16 protein-coding genes and 1 pseudogene are annotated in these 17,542 nt (G+C 74.2%); 10 read left to right on the forward strand and 7 right to left on the reverse strand.

The window, feature by feature from the left end:
* Positions 1–11 precede the first annotated feature (11 nt).
* Positions 12–584: a TetR/AcrR family transcriptional regulator gene (locus HOP40_RS00455; protein ID WP_172153871.1), complete on the forward strand. Its 573-nt coding sequence runs from the start codon at positions 12–14 to the stop codon at positions 582–584.
* A 20-nt stretch (positions 585–604) separates the two neighbouring features.
* Here the strand turns inward: HOP40_RS00455 and HOP40_RS00460 are convergent, their stop codons facing one another.
* The 5 genes and pseudogenes from HOP40_RS00460 to HOP40_RS00480 all read right to left on the reverse strand — a co-directional run bounded on the left by HOP40_RS00460 (position 605) and on the right by HOP40_RS00480 (position 6,492).
* Positions 605–1,609: a sugar phosphate isomerase/epimerase family protein gene (locus tag HOP40_RS00460; RefSeq protein ID WP_172167599.1), complete on the reverse strand. Its 1,005-nt coding sequence runs from the start codon at positions 1,607–1,609 to the stop codon at positions 605–607.
* Positions 1,603–2,787, reverse strand: a complete 1,185-nt coding sequence (locus HOP40_RS00465; RefSeq protein WP_420821778.1) for a Gfo/Idh/MocA family protein — start codon at positions 2,785–2,787, stop codon at positions 1,603–1,605. Before HOP40_RS00465 ends, HOP40_RS00460 begins: the two co-directional genes overlap by 7 nt.
* Positions 2,784–3,841, reverse strand: a pseudogene (locus HOP40_RS00470) (substrate-binding domain-containing protein). Before HOP40_RS00470 ends, HOP40_RS00465 begins: the two are co-directional and overlap by 4 nt.
* 91 nt (positions 3,842–3,932) lie before the next feature.
* Positions 3,933–4,970 carry an ABC transporter permease gene (locus tag HOP40_RS00475; RefSeq protein ID WP_172153872.1) on the reverse strand — a complete coding sequence of 346 codons (1,038 nt, stop codon included), beginning with the start codon at positions 4,968–4,970 and terminating at the stop codon, positions 3,933–3,935.
* On the reverse strand, positions 4,963–6,492 hold the full coding sequence (locus tag HOP40_RS00480) for a sugar ABC transporter ATP-binding protein (protein ID WP_172167603.1): 1,530 nt from the start codon (positions 6,490–6,492) through the stop codon (positions 4,963–4,965). Before HOP40_RS00480 ends, HOP40_RS00475 begins: the two co-directional genes overlap by 8 nt.
* A gap of 265 nt (positions 6,493–6,757) precedes the next feature.
* On the opposite strand from HOP40_RS00480, the gene HOP40_RS00485 reads away from it, so the two are divergent.
* From HOP40_RS00485 to HOP40_RS00525, 9 genes are all read left to right on the forward strand, one after another.
* Positions 6,758–7,975 (forward strand): ROK family transcriptional regulator, encoded by a 1,218-nt coding sequence (locus HOP40_RS00485; protein ID WP_240157440.1) that lies wholly within the window; start codon positions 6,758–6,760, stop codon positions 7,973–7,975.
* A 140-nt stretch (positions 7,976–8,115) separates the two neighbouring features.
* Positions 8,116–8,826 (forward strand): TetR/AcrR family transcriptional regulator, encoded by a 711-nt coding sequence (locus HOP40_RS00490; protein WP_172153873.1) that lies wholly within the window; start codon positions 8,116–8,118, stop codon positions 8,824–8,826.
* Between the two features lie 140 nt (positions 8,827–8,966).
* Positions 8,967–10,217 carry an MFS transporter gene (locus HOP40_RS00495; protein ID WP_172153874.1) on the forward strand — a complete coding sequence of 417 codons (1,251 nt, stop codon included), beginning with the start codon at positions 8,967–8,969 and terminating at the stop codon, positions 10,215–10,217.
* Positions 10,214–11,869: an AMP-binding protein gene (locus HOP40_RS00500; protein WP_172153875.1), complete on the forward strand. Its 1,656-nt coding sequence runs from the start codon at positions 10,214–10,216 to the stop codon at positions 11,867–11,869. Before HOP40_RS00495 ends, HOP40_RS00500 begins: the two co-directional genes overlap by 4 nt.
* Positions 11,866–13,386, forward strand: coding sequence for an FAD-dependent monooxygenase (locus tag HOP40_RS00505; RefSeq protein WP_172153876.1), 1,521 nt, complete (start codon positions 11,866–11,868; stop codon positions 13,384–13,386). Before HOP40_RS00500 ends, HOP40_RS00505 begins: the two co-directional genes overlap by 4 nt.
* Positions 13,383–14,144, forward strand: coding sequence for a maleate cis-trans isomerase family protein (locus tag HOP40_RS00510; RefSeq protein WP_172153877.1), 762 nt, complete (start codon positions 13,383–13,385; stop codon positions 14,142–14,144). The genes HOP40_RS00505 and HOP40_RS00510 overlap by 4 nt, the downstream gene beginning before the upstream one ends.
* A gap of 10 nt (positions 14,145–14,154) precedes the next feature.
* Entirely contained in the window at positions 14,155–14,769 is a 615-nt protein-coding gene (locus tag HOP40_RS00515) for a VOC family protein (protein ID WP_172153878.1), read from the forward strand.
* Positions 14,766–15,011 (forward strand): hypothetical protein, encoded by a 246-nt coding sequence (locus HOP40_RS00520; protein ID WP_172153879.1) that lies wholly within the window; start codon positions 14,766–14,768, stop codon positions 15,009–15,011. Before HOP40_RS00515 ends, HOP40_RS00520 begins: the two co-directional genes overlap by 4 nt.
* Positions 15,008–16,336 carry an alpha/beta hydrolase gene (locus HOP40_RS00525; protein WP_240157441.1) on the forward strand — a complete coding sequence of 443 codons (1,329 nt, stop codon included), beginning with the start codon at positions 15,008–15,010 and terminating at the stop codon, positions 16,334–16,336. The genes HOP40_RS00520 and HOP40_RS00525 overlap by 4 nt, the downstream gene beginning before the upstream one ends.
* Here the strand turns inward: HOP40_RS00525 and HOP40_RS00530 are convergent.
* Positions 16,237–16,668 carry a cupin domain-containing protein gene (locus HOP40_RS00530; RefSeq protein ID WP_172153880.1) on the reverse strand — a complete coding sequence of 144 codons (432 nt, stop codon included), beginning with the start codon at positions 16,666–16,668 and terminating at the stop codon, positions 16,237–16,239. The two genes, HOP40_RS00525 and HOP40_RS00530, sit on opposite strands and share 100 nt — an antisense overlap.
* Positions 16,659–17,540, reverse strand: coding sequence for an SDR family NAD(P)-dependent oxidoreductase (locus tag HOP40_RS00535; protein ID WP_205347039.1), 882 nt, complete (start codon positions 17,538–17,540; stop codon positions 16,659–16,661). Before HOP40_RS00535 ends, HOP40_RS00530 begins: the two co-directional genes overlap by 10 nt.
* Positions 17,541–17,542 lie beyond the last annotated feature (2 nt).

Consider the following 17,542-nt stretch of genomic DNA (forward strand, 5'->3'; position numbering starts at 1 on the left):
GTATTGGTCTCATGGCGCGAGGACGGGCGACGGACACCACCGCTCTGGTCGCCGCCGCGGGAGAGGCGTTCCGCCGCAAGGGGTACCGCAACGCCACGATCGACGACATCGCCGAGGCGGCCGGGATCTCCCGCCCGACCGTCTACAAGTACACGCGCAGCAAGCAGCACCTCCTCGACCTGATGGTCGAGGAGGTCACCAGCGACCTGCGGCGTCGGCTCGCGGAGGTCCTCGACAGCGGGGAGCCGCCGGAGACCCGGCTGCGCGGGATGATCTCCGGTCACATCGAGGCCGCGTCGGCCAACCGCACCTTCTACGCGATCGTCTTCAGCGAGGAGGTCGAGCTGTCCGAGCAGGGCCGCGCGTCGTTCCGCGCCTGGGCCCACGACCGCACGCGCGACTTCCGGCTGCTGCTCGACGAGTGCGTCCCGGAGGGCAGCCGCATCGACACGACGATCGCGGCGAACCTGGTCCTGTCCATGCTCTCCACCCTCTACCGCTGGTACGACCCGGCGGGGCCGGTCACGCCCGAGCAGCTCTCCCAGCAGATCGAGGAGCTGCTCGGGGCGCTGTTCCGGCACTGAGCCCTCCCCCGCCGGAGCGGTCAGGAGGAGGAGAAGGCCGCGTCGAAGGCCGCGGACGGCGGGTCGAAGGCCTGGCGGCGCACGAACTCCAGCGCCTCGGGCGCCCCGACGAGCCGGTCCATCCCCGCGTCCTCCCACTCCACGGAGATCGGGCCGTCGTAGCCGATCGTGTTGAGCATCCGGAAGCACGCCTCCCACGGGACGTCGCCGTGCCCGGTGGACACGAAGTCCCAGCCGCGGCGCGGGTCGGCCCACGCCAGGTGCGAGCCCATCCGCCCGTTGCGGCCGTTGCCGACCTGGCGCTTCGCGTCCTTGCAGTCCACGTGGTAGATCCGGTCCTTAAAGTCCCACAGGAAGCCGACCGGGTCGAGGTCCTGCCACACGAAGTGGCTGGGGTCCCAGTTGAGGCCGAACGCCGGGCGGTGCTCGACAGCCTCCAGGGCCGCGACGGTCGTCCAGTAGTCGTAGGCGATCTCGCTGGGGTGGACCTCGTGGGCGAACCGCACGCCGACCTCGTCGAACACGTCGAGGATCGGGTTCCAGCGGTCGGCGAAGTCGCGGTAGCCGGCGTCGACCATCGACTGCGGCACCGGCGGGAACATCGCCACGGTCTTCCAGATGCTCGACCCGGTGAACCCGACGACCGTGTCGACGCCCAGCGCGGCGGCGGCCCGCGCGGTGGCCTGCATCTCCTCGGCGGCTCGGCGGCGGACGCCCTCGGCGTCGCCGTCGCCCCACACCCGGTCGGACAGGATGCCGCGGTGGCGCTCGTCGATCGGGTCGTCGCACACGGCCTGCCCGGCGAGGTGGTTGGAGATCGCGAAGACCTGCAACCCGTGCTCGTCGAGGATGTCGCGGCGGCCCTGCACGTAGGAGGGGTCCTCCGCGGCGGCGACAACGTCGAGGTGGTCGCCCCAGCAGGCGATCTCCAGGCCGTCGTAGCCCCACTCCCCCGCCAGGCGCGCCACCTCCTCGAAGGGCAGGTCGGCCCACTGGCCGGTGAACAGCGTGACGGGCCTCATGATCCGATCTCCTCCCAGTTGCTGCCCCCGGCGGCCGAGCGCGCGACGGCGTCGAGCACGAGCTGCACCTGCAGCCCGTCGGCGAACGACGGCGACGGCCCGGTCCCGGCGGCCAGGTCACGCACGAGGTCGGCGACCTCGTGGACGAAGGTGTGCTCGTAGCCCAGCCCGTGGCCGGGCGGCCACCAGGCGCCCGCGTACGGGTGGTCGGCCTCGGTGACGAGGATCCGGCGGAAGCCCGCCGTGACCGCGTCCTCGGTGCCGTCGTAGAACTCCAGCTCGTTCATGGCCTCGAAGTCGAACGCCAGCGAGCCGAGGCTGCCGTTGACCTCCAGCCGCAGGGCGTTCTTGCGGCCCGTCGCGAAGCGCGTCGCCTCGAAGCTCGCCAGGCCGCCCCCGGCGAGCCGGCCGACGAACAGTGCGGCGTCGTCGACGGTGACCGGCCCGCGGCCCGTCCCGCCCGACGCGGCGAGGCCGTGCGCGTCGGCCGGCAGGGGCCGCTCGCGCACGAACGTCTCGGTGAGTGCGGAGACACCGGTGAGCGCCTGGCCCGTGACGAACTGGGCGAGGTCGACGACGTGCGCCCCGATGTCGCCCAGCGCCCCGGACCCGGCCCGCTCCTCCTGCAGCCGCCAGACCAGCGGGAACTCCGGGTCGACGATCCAGTCCTGCAGGTACGCGCCGCGGACGTGGCGCACCTCCCCGATGCGGCCCTGCTCCACCAGCCGCCGGGCCAGCGCGACGGCGGGCACGCGGCGGTAGTTGAACCCCACCATGGCGTGCACGCCCCGCGCCCGGGCCCGCTCCGCCGCGGCCACCATCACCCGGGCCTCCTCCACCGAGTTGGCCAGCGGCTTCTCGCACAGCACGTGCTTGCCCGCGTCCAGCGCCGCGACCGCGATCTCCGCGTGCGTGTCGCCCGGCGTGCAGACGTCGACGAGTGCGACGTCGTCACGCCGCAGCAGCGCCTTCCAGTCCGTCTCGGCCTCCCGCCAGCCCAGCCGGGCTGCTGCCGCGCGGGCGCGCCCCGCGTCGCGGCCGCAGAGCACCGCCATGTCCGGCTCCCACGGCAGGTCGAAGAAGCGCCCCGCCGTGCGCCACGCCTGGGAGTGGGCCGCGCCCATGAAGGCGTGGCCCACGAGGCCGATCCCGAGCGCGGGCTTCGGGGGGCCGGGCGTCACGACTCGAACCCGAGGGGCAGGTAGGTGTCCACGTTCTCCTTGGTGATCGTGGCCGAGGCCAGCGTGATCGAGGTCGGCACCTCCTTCTCGACCAGGTCGCCCATGCCGCGGTTCTGTGCGACCAGGCGGGCCAGCGCCATCGCCGAGGACGCCATCGTCGGGCTGTAGGTGACGGTGGCCTTGAGCACCGAGGTGTCGGCCTTGATCTCGCGCATGGCGTTGGCCGAGCCCGCGCCGCCGACCATGAAGAACTCGCTGCGCCCGGCCTGGGTGATCGCCGCCAGGACGCCGATGCCCTGGTCGTCGTCGTGGTTCCACACCGCGTCCAGCTGCGGGGCGGCCTGCAGCAGGTTCGCGGTCACCCGCTGCCCGCCCTGGGCGGTGAAGTCCGCGGCCTGCCGCGGCCCGACGGCGAACCCGAACGAGGCCAGCGCGTCGGAGAACCCCTGGCTCCGGGCCTGGGTCAGGGGCAGGTTGTCGATCCCGGCGATCTCCCCGATGATCGGGTTCGCCACCCCGGCCTCACGCAGCCGGGTCCCGATGTAGGTGCCCGCGGACACGCCCATGCCGTAGTTGTCCCCACCGATCCAGGTCCGGTAGGCCAGCGGCGAGTCGAAGATCCGGTCCAGGTTGATCACCGGGATACCCGCGTCCATCGCCCGACGGCCCAGCGAGGTGAGCTGGCTGCCGTCGTTGGGCAGGATCACCAGCGCATCCACACCCTGGTTGATCAGCGTCTCGACCGCGGCGATCTGCTGGGTGATGTCGTTGGTCGGGTTCACCGCCTCCAACGTCACATCCGGGTACTGCCCGGCCTGCGCCTGGGCGTTCGCCGCGATCGCGGCGATCCAGCCGTGGTCCGCGGCCGGGGCCGAGAACCCGATCGTGACCGGGGTGCCGGGCTCGGCGTTGTCCCCCCGCGGCTGGGGGCGGTGTTGGTACCGGCCGCGGTCGGGGCGGCGGCGTTGCTGGTGCACGCCGTGGTCAGCGCGGCACCCACACCGAGGGCGCCGACGAGGAAACCGCGGCGCGCGAGAGCGGACGAGTCGGACATGAGAAGGGCACTCCTTCGTGCAAAGGGGGACGTGCGGGGGCCGAGAAGAGGGGAACCGGGAAGAGGGGGAACCGGGAAGAGGGGGAACGGGTCAGGTGGAGGTGCGCTGGGCGCGGGTCTGGATCAGGACCGCGACCACGATGATCACGCCCTTGGCGATGTTCTGGACCTCGGTCGCCAGGTTGTTCAGCACGAACAGGTTCGTGATCGTGGTGAACACCAGCACCCCGAGGATCGAACCGATCAGCGTGCCGCGACCACCGGTCAACAACGTCCCGCCGATGATCACCGCGGCGATCGCGTCGAGCTCGTAGAGCGTGCCGTGGGTGCTCGACCCCGTCGTCGTCAACGAGGCGATCATGATCGCGGCGATGCCGCAGCACAGCCCGGACAGCACGTAGAGCGCGATCGTGTGCCGCTTCACGTCCAGCCCGGCCAGACGGGCCGCCTCGGGGTTGCCGCCGATCGCGAACGTGCGCCGCCCGAACGTGGTCCGGTTGAGCAGCACCCACCCCAGCGCCACCACCGCGGCGAAGATGTAGACCAGCAGCGGGATCCCCAACAGCCGGGTGTTGGCGATCCCGGCGATCACCGGGTCGACCACGATCTGGCTGCGCCGCCCCGAGATCCGCTCCGCCAACCCCTGCGCGGTGATCAGCATCGCCAGCGTCACGATGAACGGCACGATCCGGCCGTAGGCGATCAACAGGCCGTTGACCAGACCCGCCCCCGCCCCCACCGCCAACGCGCAGAAGATCATCACCCAGGGCCCGTAGGACTGGGTCGCGACCGTGGTCGCCCACACCGAGGCCAGGGCCATCACCTTGCCCACCGACAGGTCGATACCCCCGCCGATGATCACAAACGTGACCCCCACGGTGATCACACCGATGATCGACGCGGAGGTCAGGATCGTCAGCAGGTTCGACGTCGTGGCGAACGTGTCGGCGGTCGACACCCCCACCACGCACAGCAGCACCAGCACCGCGACCAGACCCAGGTTGCGCCCGGCCCCGCTGTCGAGCAGCCGCGCCGCACGCGACGGGCCCCGGCCCGCGGCCGAGGCGGCCTTCTCGACCCGTCCGCTCTCGTCGGCGGCCGGCGCCGTGACCAGCTCCTGGTCAGCCATGGGAACTCCCTTCCGTCTTCCGGTCCGTCGTGTCCCGGTCCGTCACGTGATGGCCCTCCATCACCAGGTCGAGCACGCGGCCCTCGTCGAGCTCGTCGGCGGGCGCGCTGTGCACGACCCGGCCCTCGCGCAGGACGAGCACGCGGTCGGCCAGCCCGAGCACCTCGGGCACCTCGCTGGACACCACGACGACCGCGACGCCCGACGCGGCCAGCGAACGGATCACCGCGTAGATCTCGCTCCGGGCGCCGACGTCGACGCCCCGCGTGGGCTCGTCGAGCAGCAGCACCGAACAGCCCTGCAGCAGCCAGCGGGCCAGGACGACCTTCTGCTGGTTGCCGCCCGACAGCGTGCGCACCGGGCGCCGGGGGTCGGCCGGGCGGACGTCGAGCTGCCCGGTCACCTCACGGGCGGCGGACAGCTCCGCCTCCGGCCCGAGGAACCCGCCGCGGGCGAAGCGGCGCAGCCCGGGCAGCGACACGTTGCGCGACACCGGCTCGGCCATCAGCAGGCCCTGGCTCTTGCGCTCCTCCGGGCTCAGCCCCAGCCCCGCACGCACCGCCGCGGGCACCGCCCCGGGCCTCAGCGCCGCGCCACGCACCCGCACGGTCCCGGCGGTCGGCGTGCGCGCGCCGTACACGGTCTCCAGGACCTCCGAGCGTCCGGAGCCGACCAGCCCCGCGAGCCCGAGCACCTCGCCGGCGCGCACGGTGAAGGAGACGTCGGCGAACTCCCCCGCGCGGGAGAGCCCCTCGACCTCCAGGACCACCTCGTCCGAGGGCTCCCCGGTCCGCGGCGGGAACGCGTGCTCCACGGTGCGCCCGGTCATCAGGCGCACGACGTCGGCGGTGGGAGTGGTGCGGGCCGGCAGGTCCCGGGCCACGGTGCGCCCGTCCTTGAGGACGGTCACCCGGTCGCCGATCGCGCGGATCTCCTCCAGCCGGTGGGAGATGTAGACGACGGCGACGCCCTCGGCGGTCAGCTCGCGGACCACGCGGAAGAGGTTGCGCACCTCCTCCGGGTCGAGCACCGCCGACGGCTCGTCCATGACGATCAGCCGGGCGTCCCGGGCCAGTGCGCGGGCCATGCTGACGACCTGCTGCCCGGCCGCCGAGAGCCGGCCCAGCTCACGGCGCACCGGGATCTCCGGGTGCCCCAGCCGGGTGAGCAGCTCGCGGGCTCGGCGGTCGGCGTCCCGGGGGCGGGTGAACCCGTAGCGCGACGGCTCCCGGCCCAGGACGACGTTCTCCGCGACCGACAGCCCGGGCACCAGGTCGAGCTCCTGGTGGATCGTGGCGATCCCGGCGACGTCGGCCGCGTGCGGCGAGGCGAAGGAGACCGGCTGCCCGACGAAGGTGACCTCGCCGGAGTCCGGCCGGTGCGCACCGGCCAGGACCTTGATCAGGGTGGACTTCCCGGCGCCGTTCTGGCCGAGCAGGCAGTGCACCTCGCCGGCGGCCACGTCGAGGTCGACGCCGTCGAGCGCGCGGACGCCCGGGAACTGCTTGACGATCCCGCGCATCGTGAGCAGGGGTGGAGCGGACGCAGCAGCGGGAGCAGCTGTCACAGGACGACCCTCGCCTCGGGTGAGTGGCACCGATCACAACGAACGCGCCCATCCTGCACGAGCCCCCGGCACCTGCCAAGACCGTTAGTCAGGAAAGTGGACGAAGTGTTCCGACTGCTTCCCTCCAGCTACGCGCGCTGGGAGGATCGCATCTCGATCGTGTATCGATCCTGTGGTCCAGACTCTGGATCCCGCCGCTCGGCCGTGATGAGGTGGTCCGATGAGACCGGTCGGTGGAGCCACGCCCATGCGCCCCGGCGGGATGCGCGAGCACAACCTGGCCGTGGTGCTCGGGGAGGTCGCGCGGCAGCAGCCGGTGAGCCGCGCACGCGTCGCGGCGGCCACCGGACTCACGAAGACCACGGTGTCGGCACTGGTCGCCGACCTGGTCCGGGACCGGCTCGTCACGCAGGCCGAGGCGGTCCGGGGGCAGGGCGACCGGGGCCGCCCCGGATCGGGGCTCAGCCTCGACGGGGACCACGTGGCGGCGCTCGGGTGCGAGATCAGCGTCGACCGCCTCGCCGTCAGCGTCCTCGACCTGCGGATGCGCCAGCGGGTGCGCCTGGAGCGGTGGGCCGACAACCGACGCGACCCGATGACCGTCCTCGGCGAGATCAGCGGGCTCGCGGCGGAGGCGGTGCGACTGGCCGGCGAACAGGGCCTCTCGGTGGTCGGCGCGACGGTGGCGGTCCCGGGCCTGCTCGACCGGGCGTCGTCGCGGATCACCGTGGCCCCCAACCTCGGGTGGCACGACGTGCCGCTCGACCACCGGTGGAGCGTCCTCGGGGCGGCCGCGCTGCCGACACAGGTCGACAACGAGGCCAACCTGGCCGCCATCGGAGAGCTCCGCCTCGGCGCGGGCACCCTCTACGACTCGTTCATGCTGGTCACCGGCGAGGTGGGCATCGGGGCCGGGCTGGTCATCGACTCGGCGCTGCACTCCGGGGCCGGCGGGTACGCGGGCGAGCTCGGCCACGTCGTCGTCACGCCGGACGGCGACCTGTGCGGCTGCGGTGCCCGCGGCTGCCTCGAGACCGTCGCCGGGAAGGAGGCCCTGCTCCGGGCGGCCGGCCTCGATCCGCGCGACGGGCTGCGCCCGCTGATCGAGGGGGTCGGATCCGGCGAGCCCCGGGCCCTGGCCGCCGTCGACGCCGCCGCCCGGGCGCTCGCCGTCGCCCTCGCGGCGGCGGTGAACCTCCTCGACCCCGGCGCGATCATCCTGGGCGGGCCGCTCGCCGCGATCGGACCGCGGCTGCTGGACACCCTCGAGACCAACCTGGCCGCCCGGCTGCGCAACCTGCGGGGCAGCGCACCGCCGGTGCTCGCCTCCGCGCTCGGCGACGACTCGGCGGTGCTCGGGGGCGCGGTCGCGGTGCTCGACGCCGTCGTGGCCGACCCGGGACCGGTCATGAGGCGGGCCGGACGCCCCGACGGCTGACGACGCCTCCTCGAGGAGCCTCGTCGGTGGGCGCCCCGGCACCTGACGGTGGCGTCGGCGACGCGGTCGGCGACACTGGTCCGGCGGACGGAGGGACGGTCGGGGCCGGCCGCCCGATCGGCGGACGGGGAGACAGCACGATGGCGAGGCCGAGCAGCAGGCGACAGCTCGTGTCGAACGAGCTGCTCGAGCACGCCGCGCGGCTGTTCACCGACAAGGGGTTCGCCGCGACGTCGCTGCAGGACATCGCCGACGCGATGGGCATCAGCCGCCCGTCCCTCTACACCTACGTCCGCAACAAGGAGGAGCTGCTCGCCGCGCTCGTCCAGGACGTCCTCGGTCCGACGGTGCGCATCCTCGAGGAGGCGATCGCGCGGACCGACGCCGCGGCGGACGTGCGCCTCACCGACGCGGTCCACGCGATGGCGGTGCACAACTGCCGCAACACCACGCGGTTCCGGCTGCTCGACCGCAGCGAGCCGCACCTCCCGCCCGAGCTGGCCGCCGAGCACCGCGACTCCCGGCGGCGCGTGCTGGCCCTCCTCGTCACGCTCGTCGAGGACGCGATCGCGGCGGGGGCCGTGCGCCCCGTGCCGGCGCGCACCGCGGCCCTGTCGATCCTGGGGATGCTCAACTGGATCGCCTGGTGGTACCGCGCAGGGGTCGACGACCCGGCCGAGGACGTCGCCGACGTGATGACCCGCATGACCATGGCCGGCATCCAGCGCGACGACGGCCGCTCCCCCGCGACGAGCCCCTGGACCGCGGTCACCCAGCTCAGGGAGGACCTCGCGCAGCTCGAGCGGACGCTGGCCGCCGTCGTGCCGCCCGAGACCGACCGCCCCGGCTGACGCCGACCCTCCCCGCCGCCGGCCGCCGGCCGTCGGCGGCACCGCCCTGCCCGCAGCGCCCGTGCCACCACCCGAACGGCGGCTTGTGACATTAATGTCGGGAAACCAACACTGATGTCGACCCGCTTCGAGGAGGCGCAATGACTGCACTGCTCACCACCCGACGGACCCGCTCGCCGTGGGCCGTCGTCGCCCTGGGTTTCGCCGCGATCGTGTTCGACGGCTACGACCTGATCGTCTACGGATCGGCCGTCCCGGCCCTGCTCGCGCACCCCGACTGGAACCTGACGCCGCCCCAGGTCGGCGCCATCGGCAGCTACGCGCTGCTCGGCATGTTCGTCGGGGCGATCGGCGTCGGCGCGCTGACCGACCGCATCGGCCGGCGCCGGATGTTCATCGCCTGCGTCACCTGGTTCTCGCTGATGATGCTGGCCGTCGCGGCCGCTCCCACGCCCGAGCTGCTGGGGGCGGCCCGGTTCCTCGCCGGTCTCGGCTTCGGCGGCATCGCGCCGGTGGCCATCGCCCTGGTCGTCGAGTGGGCCCCGCCCGGGCGGCGCAACCTGCTCAACGCCGTGATGCTCTGCGGCTTCCCGGTCGGCGGGGTGCTCGCCGCGCTCGCGGGCATCGCGCTGCTGGAGCCGGCGGGCTTCCGGACCCTGTTCGCCCTCGGCGCGCTGCCGCTGGTCACCCTGGTCCCGCTGGCCCTGCTGCTGCTCCCGGAGTCGCCGGGGTTCGTCGCCGGAGGACCGCGGCAGGTCCGCTCCACCGGCCTGCTGCGCGGCCGGCCCGCCGTCGCGCTCGCACTGCTGGCCGTGGCCAACGTCGCCGGGTTCCTGCTCGTGTTCGGCCTGAACACCTGGCTGCCCCAGCTGATGCGCCAGGCCGGCTACGCGCTCGGCTCCGCCATCGCGTTCCTGCTCGTGTTCAACCTCGGCGCCGTCGCCGGCGGGCTGGCGGGGTCCGCGCTCGCCGACCGGCACGGCCCCCGCCCGGTGGCCACCGCGGCGTTCGGCATCGGCGTCGTGTCGATCGCCCTGCTCGCGCTGCCCCTGCCGACCCTCGTGCTCTACGCCCTGATCGCCGTGGCCGGCGCCGCGTCGGTCGGCACCCAGATCGTCGTCTACGGCTACGTCGCGACCCACTTCGCGCTCCGCGACCGCGCCACCGCGCTGGGCGTCACCAGCGGCGTGGGCCGCCTCGGTGCGGCCGCGGGCCCGATCCTCGGGGGCTACCTCATCGCGTCCGGGCTCCCGCTGGGCTGGAACTTCGCGGCGTTCGCCGCCGTCGCCCTCGTCGGCGCGCTGGCCGCCGTCGCCGTCCCCGTCCTCGCCCCGGCGGCCGGGCCGGGCGCGACGACCACGGCGCCCTCCTCCGAGGCGGTCGCCCGATGAGCGCCCCCGAGCCGGCCACCGACCTGCCGCCCTTCGACCCGGACCGCGCCGCCGCCTACCTCCGGGACGGGCTGTGGGGCAGCCGCACCGTCGGCGACCGGCTGCGCGACTCGGCCGAGCGCTTCGCCGGACGGCCCGCGCTCGTCACCGCCGAGCAGCGGCTGAGCTACCGCGAGCTCGACGACGCGACCGACGCCTTCGCCGCCGGCGTCCTGGCGACGACCGCGCTGCGCCCCGGCGACCGCGTGATGTTCTCGGCGGGCAACGTCGCCGAGACCGTGGTCGCCTACTACGGCTGCGTGAAGGCCGGCCTGCTGCCGGTCTGCACCCTGCCCGCGCACGGGCACCGCGAGATCGGCCTGCTCGCCGAGCACACCGGCGCCCGCGGCCACGTCGTGCAGGCCGACTTCGGGCGCCAGGACCTCGCCGCCCTGTCCGCGACCGTGGGGCTCGACGTCGTGATCTCCCTGCGCGGGCGCCTGCCGGGCGCGGTCGGGTACGACGAGATCCTCGCGGCCGGGGCCACCGCCCCCGCCCGCGCGGCCCTCGCGGCCGTCGAGATCGACCCCGACGGGCTGGTCGCGTTCCAGCTCTCCGGAGGCACGACGGGCCTGCCGAAGGTGGCGCCGCGCCGGCACCGCGAGTACGTCCACAACGCCGAGGCCTTCACCGGCCCGCTCGGGATCGGCCCCGGGTCGGTCGTCCTGCACGTCCTGCCGATCATGCACAACGCCGGGATTGCCGCGGCCATGCAGCCGGCGCACTGGGCGGGGGCGACGTTCGTCCTCGGCGCGTCCGCGGACGCCGCGGCGGTGTTCGAGATCGTGCACCGGGAGCGGGTGACGACCATCCCGCTGCTGCCGCCCGCCGTCGTCATCCGGCTGCTGGAGCGCGCCGCGACCACCGGCGAGGACCTGCGCCCGGTCGAGCGGATGCTGGTCGGCGGGCAGAAGCTGCCCGCGGAGGCCGCCGCCCGCGTCGAGCCGGTGCTGAAGGTGCCGTGTGCCCAGATGTTCGGCATGGCTGAGGGCATGTTCCTGGCCACTCCCCCGGACGCGCCCGGGTGGGTGCGGGAGCGGACCGTCGGCACGCCGATCTCCGCGGGCGACGAGATCCGGGTGCTGGAGATCGGCGGCGAGGACGAGGTGCCCGACGGGGAGCTGGGCGAGCTCGCCTGCCGCGGCCCGTACACCGTGCCGGGCTACTACCGGGCGGCCGCGCACAACGCCGCCACCTTCACCGGCGACGGGTTCTACCGCACCGGTGACCTCGCGGTCCGGCACGTCGTCGACGGCCGCACCTACTACGCCATCGAGGGCCGCATCAAGGACGTCATCAACCGCGGCGCGGAGAAGATCCACGCCGAGGAGGTCGAGGAGATCGTCGTGCGCCATCCGGACGTGACCACCGCGGCGCTGGTCGCCATGCCCGATCCGGTCCTCGGGGAGCGCGCGTGCGTCTTCCTGATCCTGGCCGCCGGGGCCCCGCCGCTCGACGTGGCCGGGCTCGGGGAGTTCCTCCGGGGCGAGGGCCTCGCCCGCTACAAGTGGCCGGAGCGGGTCGAGGTCGTCGCGGAGCTCCCGCTGACCAACGTGGGCAAGGTGTCCAAGAAGGACCTGCGGGACCGGCTGGCCGAGGCGGTGTCGGCATGAGGCGCGTCGCCGTCGTCGGCGGTGGACCGGGCGGGCTGTACGCGGCCCGGCTCCTGCGGCTGGCGGACCCGCACGCCGAGGTCACCGTGCACGAGCAGGGCCTGCCGGAGACGACCTTCGGCTTCGGGGTCGCGCTCGGGGCGCGGACCCAGCGCAACCTGGAGGACGCCGACCGCGACTCGCTGCGCGACATCCTGGCCGCGTCCCACCCGCACGACATGAGCATGCGCGTCGGCGACGACGTCGCCCGCGTGCCGGGTGGACGGCTCGTCGCCATCGCCCGGACCGAGCTCCTCGCCGTCCTCACCCGGCACGCGGAGAAGGCCGGGGTCGACCTCCGGTACGGCGAGCGGGTCGACGCCCGCGACCTCGACGCCGACGTGGTCGTCGTCGCCGACGGCGTGAACAGCGCGACCCGCACCGCGCTGGCCCCCGAGCTCGGTGAGCGCGTCGAGGTGGGGCGCGGCCTGTACCTGTGGGCCGGCACCGGGTTCGCCCTCGACGAGGCCGTGTTCGCCCCGGCGCGGACGCCGCACGGCACCTTCGTCGCCCACGCCTACCCCTACGCGCCGGACCGCAGCACGTTCCTCGTCGAGGTCGACCAGGACACCTGGCGCCGCGCCGGGTTCGACGCCACCACCGTGGCCACGGCACCCGAGGACTCCGACGAGGAGGCGCTGGGGTACCTCACCGACGCGTTCGCCGGGCACCTGGGCGGGCACCGGCTCATCGGCAACCGCACCCGCTGGCTGCGCTTCCGCACCGTCACCTGCGACCGCTGGTCGCACGGCCGCCTCGTGCTCCTCGGCGACGCCGCCCACACCGCGCACTACTCGGTCGGCTCGGGGACGAAGCTCGCCATGGAGGACGCGATCGCGCTGTGCGCCGCGCTCACCGCCGAGGACGACCGGGACCGCGCCTTCGCCCGGTACCAGGCCGAGCGCAAGCCCGCGGTGACGCGCATGCAGCAGATCGCCCGGCGCAGCCAGTGGTGGTGGGACTCGTTCCCCGCCCGCACGCACCTGCCCGTCGACCAGCTCACCGTCGCGTACATGACCCGGGCCGGCAACGTCTCGCTGGAGCGCTTCGCCGCCAGCAGCCCCGAGGTCACGCGGCGGGGGCTCGCCCAGTACGCGGACGTCGCGCCGCAGGAGGTCGACCTCGCCGCCCCCGTGCCGTGGACGGTCGCGCGGCCGCACCGGGACCTGCCCGGACGGCTCGTGGACCGGACGTCGTTCGCCGAGGGGGCGCTCGTGGAGGTCGACGCCGTGCCCGACGACCCGTGGGGCCCCGCGGCCGACGCGCTCGTCCGGCGGGTCTCCCGCGACGGGCGCACGGCCTGGGTCACCGGCGCGGTCGACCGCGCCGGCCTGCTCACCCGCCTCGACGTCGCCGAGCGCCTGCGCCTTCGTGGGCAGCGCGTCGTCACCGAGGGGCCGCCCGAGCTCCTGCCCGACCTGGCCGCGGGCCTCGCCGCCGGCCGGACCGACCTGATCGCCCTCGGAGGGAACCCGTGAGCCACCACCGGATCGGGCTCGTCGTCCCGAGCTCCAACGTGACCGTGGAGACCGAGATGCCGCGCCTGCTGGCCCGCCACCCGGACGCCGCGTTCTCCTTCCACGCGAGCCGCATGCGGCTGCACTCGGTGTCCGAGGAGGAGCTGCGGGCGATGAACGCCCAGCGCGGGCGCTGCGTCGACGAGATCGCCGACGCGGGCGTCGACGCCGTCCTGTACGCCTGCCTGGTCGCGCTGATGGCGCAGGGCGCGGGCGAGCACACGCGCACCGAGGCCCTGGTGCGGCAGCAGTTCCACGAGCGGGGGCTCGACCCGGTCGTCGCGTCGAGCGCCGGGGCCCTCGTGACCGCGCTCCGCGCCCTGGACGCCCGCCGGATCGGCCTGGTCATGCCCTACCTCGCACCGATCGCCCGGCTCGTCGTCGACTACCTGGCGGCGGAGGGGTTCGACGTCGTCGCCTGGACCGCGCTGGAGGTCGGCGACAACGCGCAGGTCGGCTGCATCCCGGGCGACCGGGTGCGGTCCGCGGCCCGCGGGCTGGACCTGTCCGGGGCCGACGCGCTCGTGCTGTCGGCGTGCGTCCAGATGCCCTCGCTCGACCTCGTCGCCGACGCCGAGCAGGAGCTCGGCATGCCCGTGCTCTCCGCCGCGACGGCCGGCGCGTTCACCCTGCTCGACGGCCTCGGCCTGCCCGTCGACCTCCCCGGCGCGGGGCGCCTGCTCGCCCGCGACCGCGCCGTCGCGGCCACCACCCACTGAGAGGGACCCCATGGACCACCTCGTCAACGGCGTCGACCACGCCGCCTTCCCGACCTTCGACCCCGCCGCCACCGTGCGCTTCTACCGCGACGTGCTCGGCTTCCCCGTCGTGCACTCGATCTGCGCGGCCGGCTGGGGCCCCGAGGACCACCCCGACTTCATCCACTTCTTCTTCGACATCGGCAACGACGACCGCATCGCGTTCTTCTACTACTTCGGCGTGCAGCCCTTCCACGCCCACGACCGGGGCGACGTGTACGCGGGCTTCGGCCCGGAGGTCCCCACCTACTTCGTGAACTCCCGCCACCTGGCCCTGCACGTCGACTCCGAGGACGACCTCCTCGAGTACCGCAGGCGGCTCGACGCCAGTGCGTGGCCGGTGGAGATGCAGGTGCAGCACGAGACCATCGAGTCGATCTACACCCACGACCCCAACGGCTACATGGTCGAGCTGACGCGGGCGCTGCGCCCGGTCACCCCGCAGGAGGACCTCGACGCCGAGCTGACGATCGAGGCGCTCGTCGAGGTGGCGTCCGGTCCCGAGCCGACGCTCGCGAAGCTGCTCACCCGCAAGGCCGAGCTGATCGTCGCCCGTGCACCGCAGTGGGAGGCGGTGCCGTCGTGACCACCCTCTACGTGCTCGACGTCCCGGAGAACGTCGGCGTGCCGGCGGTCGCCGACGCCGACCCCGCCGTGACCGTCGACCGCGTCGGCCCCTACTTCGCGATCACCGCCGAGGGCACCATCACGATCGACCGCCGGGCGACCGGCTGCCGCCACGCCGTCTGGTACAGCTGCGTCGCGGGCCTCACCGCGGCCACGGTCGTGCAGCACGACAAGGACGCGCTGCGCCTGGAGCCGTCGTGACCGGGCCCCGGCTCGCCGCACCACGGCTGGGCGCGGGGCGCCACGTGCGCAGCGAGCCCCTGCCCGACGCCACGCGCACGAGCCTCCACGAGCTGTCCACGGCCGACGGCGCGATCGTCACGGGCGTGCTGCGGACCGTCCCCGGCGCCACCACGGTCGTCTGCATCATGCACCCGCGCCAGGACCAGACCCACCACCCGCTGGTGCCGGTCCTGCTCCGCGGCGGGGCGGCGGTGTGGACGCAGGTGTCGCGGTCGGTGAACAACGACCTGGCCCTCGTCCACGAGCAGACCCTCCTCGACGTCGCCGTCGGCCTCGGTCACCTGCGGGACCTCGGTTTCGAGCACGTCGTGACCCTCGGCCACTCCGGGGGCGGCACCCTCTACGCCTACTACCACGAGCAGGCCGGGCTGGACCCCGCCCGCCGGGTGGCGCTCACCCCGGCCGGTCGGCCGACCGGCCTGCCCGACGCCGACCTGCCCGCGGCCGACGCCGCGGTCTTCCTCGCCCCTCACCCGGGCCAGGGACTGCTGCTGCTCGCATGCATCGACCCGTCGGTCTCCGACGAGGACGACCCGCTCTCCCGGACACCGGAGCTCGACCCCTACGACCCGGCCAACGGCTTCGCCGACCCCCCGGCGAGCTCCCGGTACCCGCCGGAGTTCCTCCGGCGCTACCGCGCCGCCCAGCACGACCGCGTCGCCCGGATCGACGCCCGCGCCCGCGAGCGGGTCGCGGAGGCGGCGCAGGCGCGCGCCCGCGGGAAGGCCTCGGGCGACCCCCGGGACCGTCGCGCGGCCCTCGCCCCGCGCCTGATCACCGTGTACCGCACCGACGCCGACCCGCGGACCGTGGACCTGTCCCTCGACCCCAACGAGCGCCCCTACGGCTCGCTGTTCGGCCGCAGGCCCGACCTCATCAACCACGGCCTCGTCGGGTTCGGCCGCCTCACCACCCCGGACGCCTGGCTCTCCACCTGGTCGGGGCTCAGCACCAACGCCGACTTCGTCCGCTGCGCCCCGTCGGTCACGGCACCGACGCTGTTCGTCGAGCTGACCGGTGACCAGGCCGCCTTCCCGGCCGACTCCCGCGCGATGCTCGCCGCGCTCGGCTCGACCGACCTGACGGCCGAGAAGGTCCGCGGCACGCACTTCGGCGGGCCCGTGGAGGAGGGCGCGCCCCCCGGCTCCCGGCTGGCCGGGGAGCGGATCCTCGCCTGGCTCGGTCAGCGGTTCGAACTGGCTGCCGGGTCGGGCCCGGGGATCGACACCGTCTCGAACTCCTCCGGCGCCCACAGCACCAGCGCCTCGAAGTCGTCGGAGTAGGCGAGCTCGTTGTGCCCGACGCCCGGGGGGATGTTCACGCAGGTGCCGGCGGCGAGGCGGACGAGGCTGCCGTCCTCGAAGGCGATGTCCTCCCAGCCGCGCAGGCAGTACACGATCTGGAGCGCCAGCGGGTGGTAGTGCCAGCCGGTCGTGCCGTGCTCCCCGGGCAGGGCCCGGACGTGCTGGGCGTTGAACTCGCCGTTCGTCGCCGCCAGGATCCCGAGGTCGCGGTACGCGAAGAAGCTCCGTGTGCCGGTCGTGGCGAAGGAGTCGGCGTCGAGGTGCGAGACCGACAGGGAGTACGGGCTGGTGGGGCGGTCGGTTACGGACATGACGGGACCTCCTGGTGGTGGGGTCGTGCGGTCAGCTGCAGCTCGTGGGTCCAGCAGCTCGGGTCCTGGCGGTGCAGGTAGAGGAACGCGTCGGCGATGCTCCGCGGGCTGATCAGCGCCTGCGGCGCGCCGGCGGCGCCGGGCATCGCCCGCGTCCCCGGGGAGTCGATGACCCCGTCCACGACGACGTTGACGACGTGCACGCCGTGCTCGGTGTACTCGTCGGTCAGGGCCTGCGCGAGAGCGCGCATCATCGTGCGCGGGTAGTAGAGCGACTCCCCCGTGCGCCGCCTCCGGCCGCGCAGCGAGTACTGGTTGTTCGAGAACAGGATCGTTCCCCGGCCGCGGCGGCGCATCGCGGGCAGCACCTCGCGCGCGACGAGGAACGGGCCGCGGCAGGCGATGTCGAGCGCGGTCTCGAAGAGCTCCGGCGGGAAGAGCTCCAGGAGCTCCTGCTCGGGCGGGAGCTCCCGGCCCGCCATGTAGCCGGGGTTGTAGACCAGCACCTCGGGATCGCCCGCAGCGTCCCGGATCCGGGCGAACGCGCGGCGGATCGAGTCCGGGTCCCCGAGGTCCAGCTCCACCGCGGCGCAGTGGCCGCCGTCCTGCTGGAGGCTCCCGACGAGCGGGGCCGCGTTCGCCGCGGTCCGCGTCGTGAGCACGACGAAGCAGCCCTCCTGCGCGAACGTCCTCGCGAGCGCGCCCCCGAGGCCCCAGCGGACGTCGTCGGGCACGTCGGCGGCCGTGAGGCTCCGGCCGTGCACGAAGACCGTGTTCGGGCCGTCGGCCCGCCACTTCGACGTCGCGCCGACGATCACCACCACGGGCAGGCCGCTCGGGTTCCACGCCTTCTCCTGCGGCGACGCGGTCACGG

Source organism: Pseudonocardia broussonetiae (genome assembly GCF_013155125.1).
Lineage (GTDB): Bacteria > Actinomycetota > Actinomycetes > Mycobacteriales > Pseudonocardiaceae > Pseudonocardia > Pseudonocardia broussonetiae.